Genomic DNA, 14936 nt, shown 5'->3' with positions numbered 1-14936 from the left:
GACCGGTTGTCCCCGATCAACGGACCTCGGTGATCTCCGGGCCGCGCGCGAACGGGTCGAGCGCGGCGCCGCCGAAGCGGTTCTCGCCCTCGCCGGCGGCGGCAGCAGCCCCACCACCGTCGGCAACCATCTGGGCGTCCTCGGGAAGCTTGAGCACGATCGGGTCGCGGGGCGCCATCGGGCTCTCGCCGCGCACGACGACGGTCTGGCGGAAGACCTGCTCAAGGATGCCGGCCATCTCGGGCTGCACGGCGGCCTGGCCCGAGATCACGCCGCGCAGGAACCAGCGCGGACCGTCGCAGCCGACGAAGCGCACCAGCTGCACGCCCTGGGTGCCGTCCGGGAGCTGCACCGGGACCTGAGCGCGGAGGTGCCAGCCCAGCGGGCCCTCCTCCTCGTCCACGATGCCGCCCTGCGAGGTGATGCCGTTGGCGATCTCCTCCCGGACCTCCCCCCAGATGCCCTCCGACTTCGGGGCCGCGAAGGCCTGGAGCTGGATGGCGCTGTTGCCGAGCACGAGGGTGGCGGCGACGATCGCGTCACCGGCGACCTCGACGCGCAGCTCCATACCCTCGACGCCGGGGACCAGCAGGCCCCCGAGGTCGACGCGGCCCTCCTCGGGGTTCTCCAGCTCGGAGTGGTCCCACGGGCCGTCCGGCCGCGGGGCCGGCGGCAGGCCGAACTTGTCGGCCGGGTCCAGCTCGGTCACGTTCTCGCTCTCGGCGGAACCTTCGACGTCATCGGCCGTCTCGTCGGCGCTGATGGCGTCGTCGGCGAGCTGCTCGACAGCGTCCTCGCTCTTCTGGCGACGACGGAACACGGTCACTGTCCTTCCCGGTCCAAGACCGATGCGAATACCTGCTCGGCTTCCTGCGAGGCCGCGGGAATGCTAGACCGCGGCGTGGCCGCCGGTCGACCCGAACCCGCCCTCGGCGCGTGCCGACCCGGGCAGCTCGGCCACCTCGTGGAAGCGGGCCTTCTCGACCTGCTGGATGACCAGCTGGGCGATCCGGTCCCCTCGGCGGAAGCTGACTCCCTCGCGCGGGTCCAGATTGACGACGATCACCTTGATCTCTCCACGGTACCCGGCATCGACCGTCCCCGGGGCGTTCACGAGCGCAACTCCGCAACGAGCTGCGAGCCCGGAGCGGGGATGGACGAAGGCCGCGTAGCCGTCCGGGAGGGCGATGGCGATGCCGGTGGGGAGCACCGCCCGCTCGCCGGGGGCCAGCTCGGCGTCGACGGTGGTGCGCAGATCGGCACCGGCGTCCCCGGGCTGCGCGTACTCGGGCAGCGGCAGCTCGGGGTCGACGCGCCTGATCAGGACGTCCAGCTGCGGGCGGGGGGTCTCGCTCAAGGGTTCACCTCAAAGGCTCGTGCGCGCTTCATCAGATCCGGGTCGTCGAGGACCTTCTCGATGTCCTCGGGGCGACCGTGCGTGGTGAAGTGTTCCAGCTTCACCTGGATGAAGAGCGCCTGAGCACGCACGGCGACCGGTCCGTCCGGGCCGCCGATCCGCGCCTCGGCGGCGCTGTAGATCTTGCGGCCGTGCACGCCGGTGACCCAGGCGCGCAGGTGCAGCACCGAGTCGACGGGCACCGGGCAGAGGAAGTCGGTCTCCAGCCGGCCGGTCACCGCGGGGGCGTGCAGCAGCCAGTTGAGCGTGCCGAGGGTCTCGTCCATCGCCGTCGTCAGCACGCCGCCGTGGGCCAACCCGGGGCCGCCCTGGTGAACGTCCCGGACGGTGAACTCGGCGGTGACGTCGAGTCCCTCGCCGGCGACCGCGTCGATCCGCAGGCCGCCGGGGTGCTGCGGGCCGCAGCCGAAGCAGTGCTCGTAGTGGGAGCCGAGCCGGGTGCCGGGGGCGGGCGCCTCGGCGGCCCGCGGCGGGAGGACGGCGTCCGGCGGCGGGGTGGTCGGGGTCGGCGGCAGCGCGGGCGCCGACCGGCCGGTGGGGGTGGTGGGGGGTGTCGTACCGGTCACGCCGACCCACCCTACCCAGGGGTAGCAAGGCCTCCGGTGGGGGTGGCGTCCCGCTCCGGGCGTCAGGGCGCCCACAATGGAGGGCATGTACGACGAACGCCTCACGGTGCCGCGCTCCTGGTGGCTGCTCCCGGTCGCAGTCGGCCTCACCCTCGCGCTGATCCTGATCCGGGTCAGCGGCCCGGCCGCGCTGGTCGGCCTGGTCGCCGGCATCGCCGCCGGCGCGGTGGCGATCAGCAGCTACGGCTCGGCCCGGATCCGCGTGGTCCAGGGCTCGCTGGTGGCGGGCCCCGCCCGGATCCCGGTGGAAGCGCTGGGCGCCGCCCACGCGCTGAGCCCCACCGAGGCCACGGCCTGGCGCGGCCCGAAGGCCGACCCCCGCGCCTTCATGCTGCTGCGCAGCTACGTCCCGACCGCGCTGCGGGTCGAGGTGGACGACCCGGCCGACCCGACGCCCTACCTCTACCTGTCGACCCGCTCGCCGATGAAGCTGGCCGACGCGCTCGAGGAGGCGCGGCGCGGCACCCGTACGTAAGGGACGCCGGGGCGAGGAGGCCGAGAAAACCGAGAGGGACGGTTCCGCTGTTGCGGGACCGTCCCTACGACTTTGTCCTGGCCGACGCCGTACTGGCTATTGCCATGGTTGCCAGTGCTGTACTGGCCGACGCGCCGCCGAACGACTCCGTCCTCCCGGGCCCGTCCCTGTGGACGGTCCGCGGACCTGCCGTCCGGCCCCGCTGCCCGGGGCCGGAAGGGGCGTTGTGCCGGTCCCGCGGGAACCACGGGTACCGGTCGCTGTCCGCTGCGGTGCTCAGGCGCCGCAGTCCCGGCAGATCGGGTTGCCGTTCTTCTCGCTGTAGAGCTGGCTGCGGTGGTGCACCAGGAAGCAGCTCATGCAGGTGAACTCGTCGGCCTGCTTCGGCAGCACGCGGACCGCGAGCTCCTCGCCCGAGAGGTCGGCTCCGGGGAGCTCCATGCCCTCGGCGGCCTCGAACTCGTCGACGTCGACCGAGCTGCCGCCCTTGTCGTTCCGCCGAGCCTTGAGTTCCTCGATGCTGTCTTCGTTGAGCTCGTCGTCGGTCTTGCGTGGGGTGTCGTAGTCCGTTGCCATTTTTCGCTCTCCCCCTCCGGGTTGTGCGGTGTGTGCGGTATCTCCAGCGCACGTAACGCATGGGAGGTCGGTCTTGTGCCCGACCCGAGGCGGAGATTTTGCCTTACTTCAAGCCCTGTTACTCAATCGACACTCAGCCAGGGCTCCGTTGGGGTGATCCCTCGGGGCTCCGGAGGCCTCACGCTGGGCCATCTCCGACCCGCCAAACGCCCGCCGGGTCGACGACGCTCTGTGAGGGAAGCCCGTACTGATGTCCGCCAAATCCCTTGCCCACCAGGGATGCCGACCAACCCTCCAGACCGTTGGCAGACCGGATTCCGGTCACGGACGGCGATCGGCACCCCCAATAGGGTGATCACTCTCCGGGTTCATGCGACGCCACGGAGCGACACAGTGTGAGCTTGGTCACGTTCAGAATATTCCGGGGCAAATCACGGAAAATCAACCCACTCCGCCCTCTCGACGACGAGCCGTCGCCGCGCCCTACTCGGCGCTGCGACGGGCCGCCCGGCGCGCCAGCATCGCGGCCTGGCGCTCATCGAACTTGCGCGCCTGGCCGTCCAGCCCGTCCAGGAACACGCCCAGCTCGTTCTGCGCCACCATGCCTTCCGGGCCGAGGCCCCCGATCTCCATCACGTGCAGTTTGCGCAGCACCGGCTGCAGCACGTCGTCGTGGTGGATGCGGAGGTTGTACACCCCGCCGAGGGCGATCTGCGCGGCGGCGCGCTCGAAGCCGGGGATCCCGTGGCCGGGCATCCGGAAGCCGGTGACCACGTCGGCGATGGCGCGCATGGCCTGGTCGGGGGCGATCTCCAGGGCGGCCTTCAGCAGGTTCCGGTAGAAGACCATGTGCAGGTTCTCGTCGTTGGCGATCTTCGCCAGCAGCTGCTCGCACAGCGGGTCGCCGGCGTACTTGCCGGTGTTGCGGTGCGCGATGCGGGTGGCCAGCTCCTGGAAGGCCACGTAGGCGATCGAGTGCAGCATGCTGTGCGCGTTGTCGGACTCGAAGCCCTCCGACATGTGGTTCATCCGGGCCCGCTCCAGCTCCACCGGGTCGACGGCCCGGGTGGCGAGCAGGAAGTCACGGATGGCTATCCCGTGTCGGCCCTCCTCGGCGGTCCAGCGGTGCACCCAGGTGCCCCAGGCACCCTCGCGGCCGAACATGGTCGCGATCTCGTGGTGGTAGCTGGGGAGGTTGTCCTCGGTCAGCAGGTTCACCACCAGCGACACCCGGCCGAGCGGGGTCACCTTCGACTGCTCGATGTTCCAGGCCTCGCCGCCCAGCACGCCGTCGAAGTCGCGGCCCTGGCTCCACGGGACGAACTCGTGCGGCATCCACTCCTTGGCCACGCCCAGGTGGCGGTTGAGCTCCTTCTCCACGACCTCTTCGAGGGCCAGGATCAGCCGCGTGTCGGTCCAGCCGCTCGATCCGAGCGAGGTACTGCTCTGCACAGGGGCGATGGTCACGGTCTTGCTCCTGGGGGACGGACACGCGCGGGACGGGCGCGTAGGGCGGGCACACGTCGTACGGAACCGTCGGCGGGACCCGCCGGCGGACGCACTTACGGCTGCGTAGGTTACGACACCGTAAGTTGCCCGGACCGCAAATGACAAGCCGCCCCCGCCAGGCCTTATGTCGTCTTGACAGGCTTGACGGGGGCGGCTGGGAACGGTCGCCCACGGGACGCGGCGCCCCAGGAGGTCCGTTACGGCTCGGGAACGGCCCAGGAGGCCGCTACGGCGTCGGGATGCGCACCCGCATGGTGAGGCCGCCGCCGGCGCGCGGGGTGGCCTCGATGGTGCCCCCGTGGGCGCGCACCACCGAGCGGACGATGGACAGGCCGAGCCCGACCCCCTTGTCGCTGCGGGTGCGGTCGGCGCCCTTGATCCGGCGGAACGGCTCGAAGATGTGCTCCAGCTCGTACCCGGGCACCACCGGGCCGGTGTTGGAGACCACCAGCTCGCCCCCGCCCGGCACCTCGCCGGTGGCCAGCTCGACCCAGCCGCCCGGGGTGTTGTAGCGGACGGCGTTCTGCAGCAGGTTGAGCGCGAGCCGCTCCAGCAGCACGCCGTTGCCCCCGACCACGGCCGGATCGAGCTTCGAGCGCAGCTCGACCTCGCGCTTGTCCGCCTCGGCCCGGGTCTGCTCCAGCGCCCGGGTGGCCACCTCGGACAGCTCCACCGGGCGGCGGTCGGTCAGCTCGTTCTCGCTGCGGGCGAGCAGCAGCAGGCCCTCGACCAGCTGCTCGCTGCGCTCGTTGGTGGCCAGCAGGGTCTTGCCGAGCTGCTGGAGGTCGGGCGAGGCCGCCGGGTCGGAGAGCTGGACCTCCAGCAGGGTGCGGTTGATCGCCAGCGGGGTGCGCAGCTCGTGCGAGGCGTTGGCGACGAAGCGGCGCTGGGAGTCGAAGGAGCGGTCCAGCCGGTCCAGCATGTCGTCGAAGGTGTCGGCGAGCTCCTTGAGCTCGTCGTCCGGCCCGTCCAGCTCGATCCGGCGGTGCAGGTCGGAGGAGGCGACGTCGCGGGCGGTGCGGGTGATCCGGCCGAGCGGGCGCAGCACCCGGCCGGCCATCGCGTAGCCGGCCGCGAAGGCGATCACGGCGAGGCAGACCAGGACGGTGAGCAGCTTGCGCAGCAGGTCGTTGAGGGCGGCGGCGGCCTGGATGGACTTGTAGTCGTTCAGCCACTGGTCCATCGTGGACTGGTTGGTGATGGTCAGGCCGTCCGGCGTCAGCACGGAGATGCCCTGCCCCTTGAGCACCAGGTGGGGCTGGCCGACCTGCTGGAGCGCCTGCTGGACGAAGAAGTACATCACCAGCAGCAGGACCACGCCGGCCATCAGGAACATCCCGCCGTAGAGCAGGGTGAGCCGCATCCGGATGGTCGGGCGGAAGGGGAGCCAGGCGAGCAGGCCGTCGCCGGGGACGTAGGTCTCGTGCTGGTTCGGCCGGGCCGGGCGCGGCGGGTGGACGGGCCTGGGCGGTACGGCGCGCGGGCCGCCGGCGGGCGCGCCGGAGGGCCCGCCGGCCGGGGGCGGGGTGGTCATGATGGTCCTCTCGGAGCGTCCGCGGGGCGGGCGCGGGGTGCGGCGGGGAGTCCTCGGGCGGGCTCCCGGGGGCGTGTTCCAGTCAGATCCGGTAGCCGGAACCGGGCACGGTGACGATCACCGGCGGGTCGCCGAGCTTGCGGCGCAGCGTCATCACGGTGACGCGCACCACGTTGGTGAACGGGTCGGTGTGCTCGTCCCAGGCCTTCTCCAGCAGCTGCTCGGCGGAGACGACGGCGCCGCCGGCCCGCATCAGCACCTCCAGGACGGCGAACTCCTTGGGGGCGAGCTGGACGGTGCGCCCCTCGCGGATCACCTCGCGGCGGCCGGGGTCGAGCGAGATGCCGGCCCGCTCCAGCACCGGGGGCAGCGGGATGGTCGCGCGGCGGCCCAGCGCCCGGACCCGGGCGACGAGTTCGCTGAAGGCGAACGGCTTCGGAAGGTAGTCGTCCGCGCCGATCTCCAGGCCCTCGACCCGGTCGCTGATGTCGCCGGAGGCGGTCAGCATGATCACCCGGGTGGCGAGGCCCTGTTCGACCACCTTGCGGCAGACGTCGTCGCCGTGCACCAGCGGGAGGTCGCGGTCCAGGACGACCACGTCGTAGTCGTTGACCGCGATGCGCTGGAGCGCGGCCTCCCCGTCGTACACCACGTCCACGGCCATCGCCTCGCGGCGCAGGCCGGTCGCGACGGCCTCGGCAAGCAGCTGCTCGTCCTCGACCACGAGAACCCGCACGGTCGTTGTCCCTTCTCCAGGCCGGCCCCGGAAGCGGACGCGCGGCTCCGACGGTGCCTCCATCCTGCCTGGTCCTGCGGTAAAGCAGCGATAAGCTGCCGCCCAGGCACGGAGCGCAGCCCCGCGGCGGTGACCGTTCGTACCGGGACCGCTCCGCTTGGACTGTGACACGGGCAACTTTCTCGTGGCGGGAGGTTTCCCCGGCCCCCGGGCGGGGAGGACAGCTGCACACCCGCGATCTGGCCGTTGGCCGATCGCACCCACCCGCCGTGCGTTCATCCGCGCCGGCCCTGGGGCTGGGATGTCACCGGGAGCGGCCGAAGGCCGTCTCCGCGCCCGACCGGAGATCCACCACCTGCCGGCCCGGACGCTTTCGCTGGCCAGACCTCCTCGGGGCGGAGAACGTACGACCGTGCACGTCCGACAAAGTAAGGGGGCCCGTATGGACGCCTTCAAGGCCGGAATCCTGCAGCGCATAGCCAACGCCGAGCAGGATCTGCACCGCGCGATCGAGGCCGGGGACGAGTTCCTCGCCGAGGTGGAGCAGTCCGAGCTGGACGACCTGCGTCGTCTGGCCGCCGAGCACGGTGTGGACACCGTGCTGGAGCGCCACCGCACCGCCGCCTGACCCGACGCCGGTCCTCCGGCACCTGCGGCCCTACGGGGGCCGTGCGAGACCCCAAGCCCTGGCATCCCCGTGTGCCAGGGCTCTTCGCATGTCCGGAGGGGTTTCGTCCCGGGGCTCCGTGGCGGCTTGCGCCGCCGGTCGCCCGGTCAGTCCGCCCAGGCGCGCAGCGCGGCCAGGCGCTCCTGCAGCGGCTCGTACACGCCCGGCGCGGCGGCCACGGTCAGCCGGCCGTCCGGGCCGTGCCCGGGGCGGCCGCCGACCAGCGCGCCGGCCTCGGCGGCGATCAGGCAGCCGGCCTCGTGGTCCCAGGGGGCGAGGCCGCGCTCGTAGTAGCCGTCCAGCCGCCCGGCGGCCACGTCGCACAGGTCCACCGCGGCCGCCCCGCCCCGGCGGACGTCCCGCACCTCGGGCATCAGGGCGAGCAGCACCTCGGCCTGGCGCACCCGCACCGACTGGACGTAGTTGAAGCCGGTGCCGATCAGCGCCTGGCCCCAGGGCGGGGCCGGGCGGGCCGAGACCGGACGGCCGTTGAGGCGGGCACCGCGGCCGAGGACGGCGTGGAACAGCTCGCCGCGCGCCGGGGCGTGGACGACCCCGACGACGGCGCGGCCGTCCACCTCCGCGGCCACGCTGACCGCCCAGGAGGGCAGCCCGTACAGGTAGTTGACCGTGCCGTCGAGCGGGTCGACGACCCAGCGCACCCCGCTGGTGCCGGGGCGCTCGGCGCCCTCCTCGCCGAGGTAGCCGTCCTCGGGACGGCGGTCGGCGATCAGCTCCACGAGGAGCTTCTCGGAGGCGAGGTCCATCTCGGTGACCACGTCGACCGGGCTGCTCTTGGTGCCGGCCACGCCGAGGTCGGCGGGACGGCCGTCGCGCAGCAGGGCGCCGGCCTGCCGGGCCGCGGCCAGGGCGACGTCGAGCAGGTCGTCGAGGAGCCGGTCGTCGGGCGGGGCGGGGGTGGACACGGGTTTCTCCTCCGGAGGGGGTCAGCGCTCGGCGGCGGCCGGGCGGGGCGCGCGCGGGTTGGGGCAGCAGGCCACCGCGCACACGTCGTGGCTGGGGCCGAGGAGGCCCAGCGCGCAGCGGGTCACGGTCTCGCCGCGCTCGGTGGCGGCCCGCTCCAGGACCAGCTCGCGCACGGCGGCGGTGAACCGCGGGTCGGCGCCGACGGTGGCGGCGCGGGCCACCGGCAGACCGAGTTCGGCGGCCTTGGCGACGGCCTCGGTGTCGAGGTCGTACTTGACCTCCATGTGGTCGGAGACGAAGCCGATCGGCACCATCACCACGGCCGGCGCGCCGTCGGCGTGCTGGGCCTCCAGGTGGTCGCAGATGTCGGGTTCCAGCCACGGGATGTGCGGGGCGCCGCTGCGGCTCTGGAACACCAGCTGCCACGGCCGGTCGGCCACGCCCGTGCGCTCGGCGACGGCCGCGGTGATCAGCCGGGCCACGTCCAGGTGCTGGGCGACGTACGCGCCGCCGGGCGTGCCGCGGGCCGGGTCGTCCGGGGCGCCGGCGGTCTCGGCCATCGCGTCCGGGATGGAGTGGGTGGTGAAGGCCAGCCGGGCGCCGGGGCGGACGTCCTCGGGCAGCTGCTCCAGGGCGGCCAGGGCGGCGTCGATCATCGGCTCGACGAAGCCGGGGTGGTTGTAGAAGTGCCGCAGCTTGTCGACGGTCAGCGCCGGGCTGCCCTCCTCGGCGAGGGTGGCGAGCGCGTCGGCCAGGTTCTCCCGGTACTGGCGGCAGCCCGAGTAGCCGGCGTAGGCGCTGGTGGCGAGCACGGCGATCCGGCGGTGGCCGTCGGCGGCCAGCTCCCGCAGGGTGTCCACCAGGTAGGGCGCCCAGTTCCGGTTGCCCCAGTAGACCGGCAGGTCCAGCCCGTGCTCGGCGAAGTCCTTCCGCAGGGCGGCGAGCAGCTCGCGGTTCTGCTCGTTGATCGGGCTGACCCCGCCGAACATGAAGTAGTGCTTGCCCACCTCCTTCAGGCGTTCCTTGGGGATGCCGCGGCCGCGGGTGACGTTCTCCAGGAACGGGACGACGTCCTCGGGGGCCTCGGGCCCGCCGAAGGAGAGCAGCAGCAGGGCGTCGTACGGGGCGGCGCCGGAGGGGGAGGGTTTGCGCGCGTCGGACATGGCACCGATCCTGCCACTGAGGGGGCAGGGCCCGGCGCCGGGGCCGCGCGGGTGTCCGGAAAATACCGTTTGCCAACGTGCGTAAGCTGTGTTCACCAGCCTTGTTCCTTACCCCCTGTCCGGAGCTCCCGTGCTGTCCAGCTACCGCCGAATATTCGCCCCCCCTGGCACCGCGGCCTTCTCCTCCGCCGGGTTCATCGCCCGTCTGCCGATCTCCATGGCCGGCATCGGCATCGTGACCATGCTCTCCCAGCTGACGGGGTCGTACGGGCTTGCGGGTGCGGTCTCGGCGACGATGGCGGTCGCCGCGGCGGCGCTCGGCCCGGCGGTCTCCTGGCTGGTCGACCGCCGCGGGCAACGCCGCATCGCCGTCCCGGCCACCGCGCTCACCGTCGCCGCCGCGACCGGGCTCCTGCTCTGCGCCCACTTCCACGCACCGTTCTGGACGCTGCTCCTCTTCGCCGTCGGCCTCGGCGTCATGCCCAGCGCCGGCGCCATGGTCCGCGCCCGCTGGGCCCACCTCTACCGCGACGACGCCGCCAAGCTGCACACCGCGTACTCCTTCGAGGCCGTCGTCGACGAGATCTGCTTCATCGTCGGCCCGATCCTCGCCATCGGCCTGGCCACCAACGTGTTCCCCGAGTCCGGCGTCCTCGTGGCCGTCGTCGCGCTCGCCGTCGGCATCGCCCTGTTCACCGCCCAGGGCCGCACCGAGCCGCCGGTCCATCCGGCCTCGGCCGACGGTGGCGGCAGCGCCATCCTCAACGGCGGCCTGATCGTCCTGGTACTGACCTTCGTCGCCACCGGCGCGATCTTCGGCTCGGTCGAGATCGTCACCGTCGCCTTCGCCGACGCCCAGGGGCACAAGGGGCTCTCCAGCGTCGTCCTGGCCGTCTGGGCCGTCGGCTCCGGCCTGGCCGGCGTCGTCTACGGAGCGCTCAAGCCCAGGAGCCCACTTTCCACCCGCTTCTTCGTCGGCGTGGTGATGATGGCGCTCAGCATGATCCCCGTCCTGCTCGTCGCCTCCACCATGCACGGCGTCGGCGGGCTGGTCGCGGCGGGCGCCGCCCTGTTGATCGCCGGCGTCGCCATCTCCCCCACCCTCATCTCCGCGATGGCCCTGGTCGAACGGCTCGTCCCGGCCGCCAAGCTCACCGAGGGCATGGCCTGGACCACCACCGGGCTCGCCCTCGGCGTGGCCTTCGGCTCCTCGGTCGGCGGCTGGGTGGTCGACGCCTCCGGCGCCTCGGCCGGCTACTGGGTTCCGCTGACCGCCGGCGCCCTCGGGGTGCTCGTCGCGCTGACCGGGCTCGGCCGCCTGCGCGCCGGAGTCGCCGCGACCGAGCCCGCGGAAGCGGTCCAACGACCCGTAGACGTCGAACGGTGAACTGACTAATCTCGCCCTACCCGTGGCCCTACCCGCGGGTAGGGCGGCCCACCGCCCCCCGGACCGCGCCGACCCGTTCGGCCACGGAGCAGGAGGCAGCGCCATGCCCCAGGCCAGTACCGCGACCCGCAGCCGGTGGACCAACTGGGCCGGGAACCAGAGCGCCCTCCCCAGCCGGACCGCCACCCCCGGCACCGCGGAGGAACTGGCCAAGGAGATCCTGCGCGCCGCCGACCAGGGCCGCACCGTCAAGGCCGTCGGCTCCGGCCACTCCTTCACCGCGATCGCCTCGGCCGGCGACGGCCTGCTGATCCGCCCGCACGCGCTCACCGCCGTCCGCGGGATCGACCGCACGGCCGGCACCGTCACCGTCGAATCCGGCCTCCCGCTGAACCGCCTCAACCGGCTCCTCGCCGCCGAGGGCCTCTCCCTCACCAACATGGGCGACATCGAGGTCCAGACCGTCGCCGGCGCCACCAGCACCGGCACCCACGGCACCGGCCGCGACTCCGGCTCGCTCGCCGCCCAGATCCGCGCCCTGGAGATCGTCCTCGCCGACGGCACCCTCAAGCACTGCTCCCCCACCGAGAACCCCCGGCTCTTCCAGGGCGCCCGCCTCGGCCTCGGAGCCCTCGGCGTGATCACCGCGCTCACCTTCGGCGTCGAACCCGCCTTCCTGCTCAGCGCGCACGAGCAGCCGATGGCCTTCGACGAGGTGCTGGAACGCCTCGACGACCTCACCGCCGTCAACGAGCACTTCGAGTTCTACTGGTTCCCGCACACCGACCGCTGCTCCACCAAGCGCAACAACCGCAGCCAGGGCCCGACCGCCCCGCTGCCCCGGTTCAAGGAGTGGCTGGAGGACGACTTCCTCTCCAACACCGTCTGGGAGGGCGCCTGCCGGATCGGCCGCCGCTTCCCCGGCTCCATCCCCTCGATCGCCGCGCTCGCCAGCCGCGCCTGGTCCGACCGCAGCTACACCGACACCGCGTACAAGGTGTTCACCAGCCCGCGCAAGGTCCGCTTCGTGGAGATGGAGTACGCCGTCCCGCGCGCGGCCGTCGCCGAGGTGCTGCGCGAACTGAAGGCCCTGCTCGAACGCTCCGACTGGAAGGTCAGCTTCCCCGTCGAGGTCCGCTTCGCCCCCGCCGACGACCTCTGGCTCTCCACCGCCTCCGGCCGGGACAGCGCCTACATCGCCGTCCACCTCTACCGGGGCACCGCCGACCAGGGCTACTTCACCGGTGTCGAACAGCTGATGACCGCCCATCAGGGCCGCCCGCACTGGGGCAAGCTACACACCCGCGACGCCGAGTACCTGGCCGGCGTCTACCCCCACTTCGGCGACTTCACCGCGCTGCGCGACGAGGTCGACCCGCAGCGCGTCTTCGGCAACGACTACCTGCGGCGGGTGCTGGGGGCCTAGGCCGCGGGGGTCCCGGCGGGCGGCGGGACGACCGTCGCGTCCGCCGGGGCGTTGCTCGGTGCGGGCGGCTGCGACGTGGCCTCACCGGCGGGCTTCCCGCCACCGCCCGCCGACGGCGAGGAACCGGCCGACGGGCTCGCGCTCGGACCCGCCGAGGGCGAGGCGCTCCCGCCCTGCCCGCCGACGCCGACGCTCGGGGTGGCGCTCGGCTCCCGGCTCGGCCGGGTCCTCGCCGGGGCCGAGGCACCGCCGGACGGCGTGACCTGCGAGCCGTGCCCGCCGCCCCCGGAGGACGGCCGCTCCGCCGGGGCGTCCTGCGGCGTCGAGGACTTGGGCGCCACCCCGCCACCGAACGACGTCCCGTTGCCGGACTCACCCTTCACCGTCGCCGACACCGGCTGCCCGGTGGCCAGCTCGAACGCCACGATCGGCGTCATCGCCAGGACGAACACCAGCCCGGACACCACCGCGTAGGTCTTCCAGGTCCACCGCCGGCGCGCCCGCACCACCTGCGGCTCGTTCCACTCCGAGGTGATCGCCGACGGCCCGGCCTGCCGCTCCGCGGGCTCCGCCGGATGCTCCGACCCAACCGGTACCTGGCGCAGCGTGTTCGCGGCCTGGTTCGGCCCCCGGTCCACCGCCTCGCGCAGCTGCTCGCCGGTCCGCCGGAAGACGTGCTGGAACACCGCACCGCCGGTGGTGGCCCCGATGCTCACCACGGCCGCGCCCATGATCGTGCCGTAGACGCCGAGTTCGGAGGCGAGCAGCGCGCCCACCACCGCGGCCAGCGCACTCGCCACGACCTGAGCCACACTCAGATCGATCCGCTTGCGCTCCTCCTTGCCGCCCTCCTCGGCGGGGCTCCACTCCGGCATCAACATCCCTCGGTCCGTACGACTGCTTCTCGAACAAGCCTCTCTATCTTGCCCAAAGAAGGACACAAGGGACGAAAATGCGGTTCTCCACTCCCCGATTGTGTGAAGATGATCACCGTTCATCCGACGGTGGTCCGCCATTGGGGGTGCGCGCTCTTGAGATTCCCGTGAATCGCGGGAGACTTGAGCGGCGAGCCGCCCCTCCGGATGCCACGAATGGAGTACTGTTCGTAAAGCCCGAGCCTTGGGTCGACTTGTCGACTGTGCCTACACCGACAGCTTGACGAAGAGCCACGGAACGGGCACGCACGGCGACGCCGGTCCCGGATCGTCGCGATCTCTGCTCGTGCGAGGACGGCCGGGACACCCAGGCGCGACGTCAACGGATGACGTGGCAAAAAGGCAACCGTGCCACAGCGGCGTGGCCGGGCGTGAGCCCGACACGCCGGGGAACTCAGCAAGGTTGTGGCCAGTCGCGAGTGGGCAGGCCACACTCAGTACGGGAGCAGCGACGCAGGTGACGTCGGCAGGCACCACCCGGGAGGTAACCGTGCCCGAACTGCGGGTTGTGGCCGTCAGCAACGACGGCACACGGCTGGTGCTCAAGGCTGCCGACAGCACGGAGTACACCCTCCCCATCGACGAGCGGCTGCGCGCCGCCATCCGCGGCGACCGGCCGCGCCTCGGCCAGATCGAGATCGAGGTCGAGAGCCATCTGCGCCCCCGGGACATCCAGGCCCGGATACGAGCCGGTGCCTCCGCCGAGGAGGTCGCCCAGGCCGCCGGGATCTCCGTCGACCGCGTCCGCCGCTTCGAGGGTCCGGTCCTCGCCGAGCGCGCCTTCATGGCCGAGCGCGCCCGCAAGACCGCCATCCGCCGCAACGGCGAGTCCCCCGGGCCGCAGCTCGGTGAGGCCGTAGCCGAGCGGCTCGCGCTGCGCGGCGCCGAGAAGGACACCGAGCGCTGGGACTCCTGGCGGCGCGACGACGGCACCTGGGAGGTCATCCTCTCCTACCGGGCCGACGGCGAGGGCCGCAGCGCGTCGTGGACGTACGACCCGCCCCGGCGCCTGGTCCAGCCCAACGACGACGAGGCCCGCGCGCTGATCGGCGAGACCGTCGAGCGCGAGGAGGACTCGGTCTTCCCGTTCATCCCGCGGATCGCCCGGCTCCCCCAGGACCGGCCGCCCCGCCCGATGATCGACCGCCCCTCCGCCGACCGCATCATGTCGGCCCGCGAGGTCCGCGAGTCACGGGAGGCCACCGCCGAGTCCCGGGACTCGCTGACCAGCCTGCTCGACGTGGTCCCCGCCTTCCGCGGTGACCTCGCCGTCAGCGGCCCCACCCCGATCGAACCGGTGCCCGCCGAGGTCGCCGAGGAGAGCGAGGGGCCGGCCGCGGCCGCCACCCCGGCGGTCGGCGCGGGCTCGGCCTACGCCGACATCCTGATGCCGCGGGCCGTCGCCCCGCACCGCGAGCGCCTGGTCGGCACCACCGACCGGCAGGCCGAGGCGGACGGCGTCCGGCCCGGTCGCCGGGCCACCGTGCCCAGCTGGGACGAGATCGTCTTCGGCAGCCGGCGCAAGAAGCAGGAGTAGGACGGACACCGAAGGGGCGGG

Annotated in this window: 14 protein-coding genes and 1 pseudogene; 5 read left to right on the top strand and 10 right to left on the bottom strand. The window is 72.8% G+C overall.

Translation table 11 applies throughout. The annotated features are described in order from the left end of the window. Positions 1–16 precede the first annotated feature (16 nt). From ACFQ87_RS19455 to ACFQ87_RS19445, 3 genes and pseudogenes are all read right to left on the bottom strand, one after another. Positions 17–820, bottom strand: a complete 804-nt coding sequence (locus ACFQ87_RS19455) for a DUF3710 domain-containing protein (RefSeq protein WP_380612005.1) — start codon at positions 818–820, stop codon at positions 17–19. A 2-nt stretch (positions 821–822) separates the two neighbouring features. After that, positions 823–1357 (bottom strand): annotated as a pseudogene (dut, locus tag ACFQ87_RS19450) (dUTP diphosphatase). Further along, positions 1354–1932, bottom strand: coding sequence for a PaaI family thioesterase (locus ACFQ87_RS19445; protein WP_380612011.1), 579 nt, complete (start codon positions 1930–1932; stop codon positions 1354–1356). The pseudogene dut and the gene ACFQ87_RS19445 overlap by 4 nt, the downstream one beginning before the upstream one ends. 136 nt (positions 1933–2068) lie before the next feature. On the opposite strand from ACFQ87_RS19445, the gene ACFQ87_RS19440 reads away from it, so the two are divergent. Continuing rightward, positions 2069–2518, top strand: coding sequence for a DUF3093 domain-containing protein (locus tag ACFQ87_RS19440; RefSeq protein WP_380612004.1), 450 nt, complete (start codon positions 2069–2071; stop codon positions 2516–2518). 276 nt (positions 2519–2794) lie between these two features. On the opposite strand, the gene ACFQ87_RS19435 is transcribed toward ACFQ87_RS19440, so the two are convergent. The 4 genes from ACFQ87_RS19435 to ACFQ87_RS19420 form a co-directional block, all read right to left on the bottom strand. Beyond that, positions 2795–3094, bottom strand: coding sequence for a DUF4193 domain-containing protein (locus ACFQ87_RS19435; protein WP_350745462.1), 300 nt, complete (start codon positions 3092–3094; stop codon positions 2795–2797). A gap of 483 nt (positions 3095–3577) precedes the next feature. Next, complete coding sequence (locus ACFQ87_RS19430; RefSeq protein ID WP_380612003.1) at positions 3578–4561, bottom strand: acyl-ACP desaturase; 984 nt, start codon at positions 4559–4561, stop codon at positions 3578–3580. Between the two features lie 268 nt (positions 4562–4829). Then, entirely contained in the window at positions 4830–6137 is a 1308-nt protein-coding gene (locus ACFQ87_RS19425) for a sensor histidine kinase (RefSeq protein ID WP_380612002.1), read from the bottom strand. Positions 6138–6219: 82 nt separating this feature from the next. Further along, on the bottom strand, positions 6220–6873 hold the full coding sequence (locus ACFQ87_RS19420; RefSeq protein ID WP_030285473.1) for a response regulator transcription factor: 654 nt from the start codon (positions 6871–6873) through the stop codon (positions 6220–6222). Positions 6874–7315: 442 nt separating this feature from the next. On the opposite strand from ACFQ87_RS19420, the gene ACFQ87_RS19415 reads away from it, so the two are divergent. Continuing rightward, the gene (locus ACFQ87_RS19415) at positions 7316–7501 is read left to right on the top strand and encodes a hypothetical protein (protein WP_030057688.1); all 186 of its coding nucleotides are present in this window, start codon (positions 7316–7318) and stop codon (positions 7499–7501) included. 146 nt (positions 7502–7647) lie between these two features. On the opposite strand, the gene ACFQ87_RS19410 is transcribed toward ACFQ87_RS19415, so the two are convergent. Continuing rightward, positions 7648–8466: an inositol monophosphatase family protein gene (locus tag ACFQ87_RS19410; protein WP_380612001.1), complete on the bottom strand. Its 819-nt coding sequence runs from the start codon at positions 8464–8466 to the stop codon at positions 7648–7650. A 21-nt stretch (positions 8467–8487) separates the two neighbouring features. Continuing rightward, positions 8488–9630 (bottom strand): ferrochelatase, encoded by a 1143-nt coding sequence (locus tag ACFQ87_RS19405; RefSeq protein ID WP_380612000.1) that lies wholly within the window; start codon positions 9628–9630, stop codon positions 8488–8490. Positions 9631–9760: 130 nt separating this feature from the next. Between ACFQ87_RS19405 and ACFQ87_RS19400 the strand changes: the two genes are divergently transcribed. Further along, positions 9761–11017, top strand: a complete 1257-nt coding sequence (locus tag ACFQ87_RS19400; RefSeq protein WP_380611999.1) for an MFS transporter — start codon at positions 9761–9763, stop codon at positions 11015–11017. 103 nt (positions 11018–11120) lie between these two features. Beyond that, complete coding sequence (locus ACFQ87_RS19395; RefSeq protein WP_380611998.1) at positions 11121–12443, top strand: D-arabinono-1,4-lactone oxidase; 1323 nt, start codon at positions 11121–11123, stop codon at positions 12441–12443. Here the strand turns inward: ACFQ87_RS19395 and ACFQ87_RS19390 are convergent. Beyond that, complete coding sequence (locus tag ACFQ87_RS19390) at positions 12440–13318, bottom strand: hypothetical protein (RefSeq protein ID WP_380611997.1); 879 nt, start codon at positions 13316–13318, stop codon at positions 12440–12442. The genes ACFQ87_RS19395 and ACFQ87_RS19390 overlap by 4 nt on opposite strands. Before the next feature lie 517 nt (positions 13319–13835). Here ACFQ87_RS19390 and sepH point away from each other — a divergent pair. After that, positions 13836–14915 (top strand): septation protein SepH, encoded by a 1080-nt coding sequence (gene sepH, locus ACFQ87_RS19385; protein WP_380611996.1) that lies wholly within the window; start codon positions 13836–13838, stop codon positions 14913–14915. The last annotated feature ends 21 nt before the right edge of the window (positions 14916–14936 follow it).

Origin of the sequence: Kitasatospora sp. NPDC056531 (assembly GCF_042794375.1) — a bacterium.
Classification (GTDB): domain Bacteria; phylum Actinomycetota; class Actinomycetes; order Streptomycetales; family Streptomycetaceae; genus Kitasatospora.
The sequence above is the reverse complement of the archived record's forward strand: the minus strand, read 5'-3'. Positions and strand labels throughout refer to the sequence as shown.

What these genes read in the sequence shown, in the direction of transcription:
- ACFQ87_RS19440 (WP_380612004.1), top strand. Translation starts at nt 2,069, where the DNA reads ATGTACGACGAACGCCTCACGGTGCCGCGCTCCTGGTGGCTGCTCCCG.
- ACFQ87_RS19435 (WP_350745462.1), bottom strand. Translation starts at nt 3,094, where the DNA reads ATGGCAACGGACTACGACACCCCACGCAAGACCGACGACGAGCTCAAC.
- ACFQ87_RS19425 (WP_380612002.1), bottom strand. Translation starts at nt 6,137, where the DNA reads ATGACCACCCCGCCCCCGGCCGGCGGGCCCTCCGGCGCGCCCGCCGGC.
- ACFQ87_RS19415 (WP_030057688.1), top strand. Translation starts at nt 7,316, where the DNA reads ATGGACGCCTTCAAGGCCGGAATCCTGCAGCGCATAGCCAACGCCGAG.
- ACFQ87_RS19405 (WP_380612000.1), bottom strand. Translation starts at nt 9,630, where the DNA reads ATGTCCGACGCGCGCAAACCCTCCCCCTCCGGCGCCGCCCCGTACGAC.
- ACFQ87_RS19395 (WP_380611998.1), top strand. Translation starts at nt 11,121, where the DNA reads ATGCCCCAGGCCAGTACCGCGACCCGCAGCCGGTGGACCAACTGGGCC.
- ACFQ87_RS19390 (WP_380611997.1), bottom strand. Translation starts at nt 13,318, where the DNA reads ATGCCGGAGTGGAGCCCCGCCGAGGAGGGCGGCAAGGAGGAGCGCAAG.